Below are 6,743 nucleotides of genomic sequence, written 5' to 3' on the forward strand. Positions count from 1 at the left end.
CACTTTGCAATCCGCCTTTCGCAACAACCGCGCGTGACTCGGTGGGGGACCACCGAGCTACAGGTTTTTGGTTCCTTCTGCGATCTGATCCACCAGCGCCGCCCGCAACGGATCATCGTCGGGTCCGCAGAATCCCCAGTGTTCACGGCGACGCCAACCTTCAGCGTGTTCGTATTGCCCGCTCATTTGGCCGACCATCCGGGACAGATCTCGCATCGCTTCGATGTAGCTGTCCATGCCCTGGCTCTCGTCCAGCCATTGTTTCTGGCTGGCGTGACATGCGAGCGATTCCGCCTTCTGTTCCATGACCGCTCCGGTGTCCACATAGAAATGCGGCGTCACAAGCTCACCTGTGGGCTGGCGGCAACCAACGGGTTGGGCGTGGTAGACGGTCACCGGATCCATGTAGACCGGCGTCGGAGGAATGCTTTCGAGGTTCGGCATCCCATGGGCGAACGCGGCGCTGACCGCTAGCCGACACGCGTTTTCGTGATCTTCCATGTAATCGATGGGCGAATGGGTCAGCACAATCGATGCCTTGGATTGGCGAACCACCGCGGCGACCTTCTGAATGTTCTCCGTCGTGTACGCGACTTCCATGTCCGCACAAATCGGTGGGTAGAACGTCGCACCGAGAACCTTGGCTGCTTGCTTGGCCTCCTCCAATCGGGTCGCGGCGCATTCTTGCGGCCCCATCGTCGTGCTGCCGCGAGAACCATCGGCAACATTCATGTAGTGCACGTCCCAACCTCGTTGACTAAGCAACAACATGGTCCCGGCGTAAAGAAACTCGATGTCATCGGGGTGCGCGGCAACGGCTAGAACGGACGGCATCAGGGACCTCTACTTCGATGAAACGAGACTCAGCTTTTCCAGAGGGACATAATACCGGACATAGCGCTCGCCGTTGCTGAACAACTCGCCTTTGGGATCATTGACCAAAACCGTCGCACGACGCGTGATGCGGTTGACTCGACCGACCACCTGACGGGTGCCGTCGCGAAACGCAACCTGATCACCAACTCGAATATTGAACTTCGTCGCGGCCCGCTCCCGCTGGGTGATCAAATCATGCTGATAATCTGTGTGACCAAAGAAACTGCGAGCGATCGATTGAAAACGTTTTTGGTTGCAATTGCCCGCGTTCCAAATCAGCATCTCAATCAGGTGAGTCATTTCGTGCTCAGCGACCCGCTGCATCGCTTCGAGCCGGTCCTTGCACTGACGACCGGTAACGGTGACAGGCCGATCGACATCTTCGAAGGTCTGAAACAACAGCGTGGATGACAAAATCATTTCAAACCGACGCGGACCGTTTCGCTTGCCATTCGGATAGTGCGTGACAAGCTTTCCGGCGGCACTGGTCATTCGCGACGAAAACGAAAACTCCAATCCCTCCGCTTTCGCGACTGGCAGAACGCGTCCTTCGAAGAGAGATTCATCGAGCAGATGAATCAGACGGACCAAGTCATCCCGCCCGACTCGCTTGAAGTTGGGTCGATCGATCGTTCGGCTCAGCCCCAACACCTCAGCGTGAATCTCACGCTGCACCACCGAAATCCGCTTGGGATCAGGCCGTCGCGTTTGCAGGAATTCTGCCAACGCGAACAACGTGTCACGATCGCGAGGCGGCACAACACCGGGCGGAACCGAAGGGCGTTTTACGGGCTTCCCGGCAGATGGGTTGTCACCGGAGGGCGGACTGGCACCAGCGGGCGTCTTGGCAGCGGCAGTCGGCTTGGCGCGACTCGGGGCCATCTTCGGGGCCTTGGGTGGCGGTACTCGACCGGGTTCCAAGTCCGTCACGGGACGTCGCTTGGGCGCCGGTCGCCGGTGCGGGGAAGCGGACATGCGAACCTCTCTAGGCTTCGGCTTTCTTTGGCATGTGAGCCGTGGCAGCGTCTTGACGAGCCAACAACGTCCTTTGGTACTTGGCCTGAACAATGTCGACCACAATCAAAATCGCCAGCACAAAGTAAAACGTGCTCTTCGCCATCGGATGCACTTCGTGGCCGAACAACGCGACATGAGCCAAGTGGCCACCTTCGCTGACCAACATCACCCCAACGATGAACAACACAAACAGCCCCAACACTTCGTACATGCGGTTCTTCTTCAAGAAGTCCGCGACTCGGTCGGCCAAGAAGATCATCATCGCACCGCTGATGACGATGGCCGTCGCCATGATCGCGAAGCTTTTGGTGAGAGCCATCGCGCTGAGGATCGAGTCGAACGAGAACACCAAGTTCATCATCACGATCAAACCAATCGTTTTGCCAACACTTGCCGTGGCGGTCTCTTCGGAATGCCCCAAATCGGGTTCGGCGAGCAAGTGATAGATCTCTTTCAGAGCGGTCCAAAGGATGAACGCTCCACCAAACAGAACGATCAAGCTGTGACCTGAAATGGCAGCGTCGATGTAGCCGTTATGGAACTCGACAAAGGGCTCCTCCAACAACGCGATCAATCTCACGACCACGAACAACAGCACGATCCGCAAGACAACCGCCACCCCGATGCCGAGCTTGCGAACCTTCGACTGCTGATCCTCCGCGACGCGTTTGCTTTCGATTGAGATGTAAAGCAGATTGTCGAAACCCAACACCGCTTGAAGCAGCACGAGCATTCCGAGTGTGAACAGACCGGAGATTGAAAAGAGCTCAGCCATGGCGACGGGATTCCAAGAGATTTCAGAGAGAAGAGTCGGATGACAACAGATCAAGAACGGCTTGCAAATCAGGCGGAAGGGGCGCCGTCAGCGTCATTTCCTTCCCGGTTTGCGGATTGGTAAACGTCAACGCCTTGGCGTGCAACGCTTGGCGAGAAAGCAAAATCTCTTCGCCTTCGGGAGTCGGCTTCACTCCGGGTATTGCGACTTCCGTGCCAGCCAACCGTCTGATTTGAGAACGCGAAAGTTCGGAGTGACCGCCGTACAATCGGTCACACAAAATCGGGCATCCAATGTGGGCCAAGTGCACGCGAATTTGGTGTGTTCGTCCCGTTTTCGGCCGCACGTCGACGCGTGTCACTCGACCGTGCCGTTCAACGACTTCATAAAACGTCGACGCCGTTTTACTAGTGGAATGACCTTCGCGGATCGCTTGTTTGTCACGCTGGTACGGGTGGCGTCCGATCGATGCGTGAATCCAGTCGCGATCTCGATCGAGGCGACCAAACGTGATCGCCGTGTATTCTTTTTGGACCAAGCGGTCGTGCCACTGGGCCGCGAGGTTCAAATGCACCGCATTGTTTTTCGCGACGACAATCACACCGCTGGTGTCTCGATCGAGACGATGCACGATGCCGGGACGCGTTGGACCACCAACATCCGACAACGACTGAAAGCGAAACGCCAACGCACTGGTCAGCGTCCCCGTCCAATTGCCACGCGCGGGGTGCACGACCATTCCCGCGGGCTTGTTGATCACGACCAACCCGTCGTCTTCGTAGAGAATATCCAGCGGGATGTTCTCGGGAATCGTGTCGTCCGAGGCCGGAGGCGGCACGCGAAACCGGACCTTTTGCCCGGCCTTCACCTTGTAGCTCGGACGGATGATCCGCCCATCGACTTCGGCACCATCGTTCTGAACCGCGTCCCGAATTTGCGATCGGCTGTAGCCATCGCAGGACTGGGTCAGAAACAAATCGATTCGAAACCCATTGGCGGATTCAGGAACGACGAATTCTCGCATCACTCGTCGGATGCGGCAGGTTCATCGGCTGCGGGTGTTTCTTCCACTTCGGGAGTTTTCTCAGCAGCGGATTCCTCAACTGCTTCCTCAGCCGGAGCCTCTTCCTTCATTTCTTCGGCTGGCTCGGCGGTTTCTTCTTCGGTGGATTCTTCCGCTGCGGTCTCTTCGGGAGCAGCTTCTTCTGTGGCTGGCTCTTCAGGAGTCTCCGTCTCAGCGGGCTCTTCGGTCATCTCTGGCTCTTCCGTTTCCGCGTCGCTTTCTTCCGATTCAGCAGCCTCGTTTGCGTCTGCATCCGCTGCGTCACCTTCGCTCAGATCATCCATCGGCAAATCCAATGGTGGCAGATCCAAATCTGGCAGGTCAGGCAAATCGCCAGCACCTGGCAACGACGGTGGCAAGCTTGGCTCGGCGGGCGAGAAGTCTTGTTCTTGGAACCACGCCAGGAAGTCCTTGGCTTGAGGCGACGACAACGCGGCGATTCGAGCTTTGGCCTCGTCGACCATCGCGGCTGATTCGCCGACGGCCATGGCTTCTTCATATTCGCGGATGGCGTCTTCCACGTTGCCGCGAGCTTCGGCGATCTGCGCCAAACCGTAGTGAGCTCGCGACTGGATCATCGCATCGTTGCTCAACTCCATCGCCTGGTTGTAAGCCTCCACCGCATCGTCCAGCAATGTTTCGGCTTCGTCGCGACTCGTGTACAACGTTGAGAATCCAATTCCCATTTGCTGACCGCCTTGGTAAAGACGTGCCCAAGCTGCAGCGGAGGTATTCGGGTACTTCGCGGCAATGGTCGCTAGACTCTCGGTGTCTCCGGTGATGGACGCGTCAATCAATTGCAACGTGGCGTCGCTTCGATTGTCCGATTTGGTGCTGGAATAAAACCCGTATCCCAACACGGCAACGAAGAACGCTGCGACACCCAAGGCGATTGGCTTGGAATAGGGCTCAATCGAGTGGTTGAACTTGTCGAGGGCTCCGGCAAGTTCATTCTCGTTCAGCTGGTGACGTCGCTCGCTGTTCATACGTTCGCAGGGGTGGAGGGATTCGATTCCGTGAGCCCGAAGTATAGAAATCGCCGGAACTTAACGTCAAGACAAGCAAGTACCGAACGCCCCCACGAATGATCGCAAAAAACATGAATGCTCCTGAGAAAAAGCGGGTTTTGATTGCGGAAGACGATCCGGTTCTGCGTCATTTGTTGCAATTCACCCTGGACCGAGCCGGAATGGACGTGACCGCGGTCGCCAACGGTCAACTCGCGTGGGATGAGATTCAGTCCGGTCAAAAGTTTGATGTCTTGGTGACTGACCACGAAATGCCGGAACTCAGCGGCGTGGATTTGATCGGTCGCGTCGTTGAAACCACGTCGATCTCGGTGATTGTGCTGTGCACGGCCAAAGGATTCGAAATCGATCCGGACCGGATTGTTGACCGCCCAGGCTTGGTATCGCTGGTTAGCAAACCCTTCAGTCCCAAACAACTGGTCAGCATCATTGAAGAACGCCTGAAAAAGAACGCCGCCGACTGAGCGAGGGAGCGTCCGAATTTGGGCGAATCCGGCTACGACGCTTCGCCTCGTAGGCCATGTTGTACATGGCAACCACGCCGATGCTTTGGGACAAAGCGAGGCGTCCTTTCGAACGCTTTCGCGAGAGCGGGATCTTTCGGCGAAGAACGATCGCCAGGTGGAACCTGGCCTACGAACGCCAGTGACTGATCTGGCCTACAATGCACCTGAGACGCTGTTCGAATCCCCCTGGACTGCGAGGTGCGACGATGACAGGCAATCGTTCCGGATTGACGCTACTGGATGTGGTGGTGGTTCTGTTTTGCATTGGGATTGTGATGGCACTGCTGATCCCAGCGGTCAGTACCCCGAGAATCTACGCGAGGATGAACCAATGCAGGACGAAAATCAAAAACCTGAGCTTGGCCGCGATCCAGTACGAAAACACCAAGGGTGAAATGCCGGGTTGGGTGATGGAATTTGGCCATTTTGGCTGGGATCCAGAAACCGAAACGGTGCTCTCTCCGTTGCGAGACCCGACTGCCGAATGGCACGAAGGTAGCTCGCAAAACCTCGCTCCTCACCGAAAGATCGGAACTTGGGCGGTCGCGTTGCTTCCTTGGCTGGATGCTCAACCAACCTACGAACATTGGACCGAAGACCGCTATCCGATCCTCACTCGAGCCGAAGGTTCCACCACCGGATTCAGCGGGCAAGGCTTTCACCCGCTTGCGGCACCGAACTTGGCGATCATGCAGTGTCCAACGGATCCCACCCAAAGTGAAGACGACGGACGCAACAGTTACGTCGCGAATGCTGGCGTGTTCTTCCCACCGCGAGACATGATCGCCGGCCAGCATGCGATCTTTCATCCCGGCGGCACAACGAAAACCGTCACGTTTGCCGAATCAATGAGCAACGAGTTCGGAGTCTTCGGGAACCAGGTCTCCGCTCGTTTGGAATCGTCTGCCGAAGACGAACACGTCCCCATCGCGAAACCAATCCGACTGGATGACTTTCGCGATGGAGCGGGCAACACGGTCTTGTTCTCCGAATCGCTTCATGCGCTTTCGTGGCATCGATCAGGATTCGTCAACGATGAGGATTTGATTTTCGAGAACCATCCTGACGAGGTGCTTTACCCAACGCTCAGTCGGTTCACCAATGCGATGGTTTGGCACGGGGTGGACTGGAGCAACGACAAGCAGCCCCGCGACATTCACCGGATCAACGGCGAACGCGCACTCACCGAAACGATGCAGATGAGCCGCACCAATGCCGCCGATTTGGCTCGCCCATCGTCGGCGCATGCCGAAGGTGTGAATGTTTCCATGGCCGATGGTGGCACACGGTTCATCTCTGAAACGATCGACATGCGTGTCTGGCAAGCACTGATGACACCCCGCGGCCGTGAACCGATTTCAGACGACGAGAGGTAGCGTTGAGAGGCGATTGCAAAGTGCAAATTGACAAATGCAAATTGCAAAGTGTTTTTGCTCTGACGACTGAAATGACTTCACCGACCATCAATTGCCCATTTG

General features: G+C 56.7%; 7 protein-coding genes. 2 read left to right on the top strand and 5 right to left on the bottom strand.

Features of this window, described 5'->3' with window-relative positions:
- Nucleotides 1-57 precede the first annotated feature (57 nt).
- The 5 genes from RE6C_RS04825 to RE6C_RS04845 all read right to left on the bottom strand — a co-directional run bounded on the left by RE6C_RS04825 (nucleotide 58) and on the right by RE6C_RS04845 (nucleotide 4,717).
- A complete protein-coding gene (locus RE6C_RS04825; protein WP_008654397.1) occupies nucleotides 58-834 on the bottom strand; it encodes a PIG-L deacetylase family protein in 777 nt (258 codons plus the stop codon).
- Between the two features lie 9 nt (nucleotides 835-843).
- Entirely contained in the window at nucleotides 844-1,635 is a 792-nt protein-coding gene (locus tag RE6C_RS04830; RefSeq protein ID WP_008654399.1) for a hypothetical protein, read from the bottom strand.
- Nucleotides 1,636-1,861: 226 nt separating this feature from the next.
- Complete coding sequence (locus tag RE6C_RS04835; RefSeq protein ID WP_008654400.1) at nucleotides 1,862-2,668, bottom strand: TerC family protein; 807 nt, start codon at nucleotides 2,666-2,668, stop codon at nucleotides 1,862-1,864.
- A gap of 22 nt (nucleotides 2,669-2,690) precedes the next feature.
- Nucleotides 2,691-3,692, bottom strand: a complete 1,002-nt coding sequence (locus tag RE6C_RS04840) for an RluA family pseudouridine synthase (protein WP_039961222.1) — start codon at nucleotides 3,690-3,692, stop codon at nucleotides 2,691-2,693.
- Nucleotides 3,692-4,717 carry a YfgM family protein gene (locus tag RE6C_RS04845; RefSeq protein WP_008654402.1) on the bottom strand — a complete coding sequence of 342 codons (1,026 nt, stop codon included), beginning with the start codon at nucleotides 4,715-4,717 and terminating at the stop codon, nucleotides 3,692-3,694. The genes RE6C_RS04840 and RE6C_RS04845 overlap by 1 nt, the downstream gene beginning before the upstream one ends.
- A 113-nt stretch (nucleotides 4,718-4,830) precedes the next feature.
- Here RE6C_RS04845 and RE6C_RS04850 point away from each other — a divergent pair, with 113 nt between their 5' ends.
- Nucleotides 4,831-5,223: a response regulator gene (locus RE6C_RS04850; RefSeq protein WP_236615449.1), complete on the top strand. Its 393-nt coding sequence runs from the start codon at nucleotides 4,831-4,833 to the stop codon at nucleotides 5,221-5,223.
- Between the two features lie 248 nt (nucleotides 5,224-5,471).
- On the top strand, nucleotides 5,472-6,641 hold the full coding sequence (locus tag RE6C_RS04855; protein WP_008654405.1) for a DUF1559 domain-containing protein: 1,170 nt from the start codon (nucleotides 5,472-5,474) through the stop codon (nucleotides 6,639-6,641).
- Nucleotides 6,642-6,743: the final 102 nt, after the last annotated feature.

Source organism: Rhodopirellula europaea 6C, from assembly GCF_000338295.1.
In the GTDB taxonomy this organism is placed as follows: domain Bacteria; phylum Planctomycetota; class Planctomycetia; order Pirellulales; family Pirellulaceae; genus Rhodopirellula; species Rhodopirellula europaea.

Excerpts from the sequence above, each read along its gene's own strand:
- RE6C_RS04825 (WP_008654397.1), bottom strand. The coding sequence starts at position 834 with ATGCCGTCCGTTCTAGCCGTTGCCGCGCACCCCGATGACATCGAGTTT.
- RE6C_RS04835 (WP_008654400.1), bottom strand. The coding sequence starts at position 2,668 with ATGGCTGAGCTCTTTTCAATCTCCGGTCTGTTCACACTCGGAATGCTC.
- RE6C_RS04840 (WP_039961222.1), bottom strand. The coding sequence starts at position 3,692 with ATGCGAGAATTCGTCGTTCCTGAATCCGCCAATGGGTTTCGAATCGAT.
- RE6C_RS04845 (WP_008654402.1), bottom strand. The coding sequence starts at position 4,717 with ATGAACAGCGAGCGACGTCACCAGCTGAACGAGAATGAACTTGCCGGA.
- RE6C_RS04850 (WP_236615449.1), top strand. The coding sequence starts at position 4,831 with ATGAATGCTCCTGAGAAAAAGCGGGTTTTGATTGCGGAAGACGATCCG.
- RE6C_RS04855 (WP_008654405.1), top strand. The coding sequence starts at position 5,472 with ATGACAGGCAATCGTTCCGGATTGACGCTACTGGATGTGGTGGTGGTT.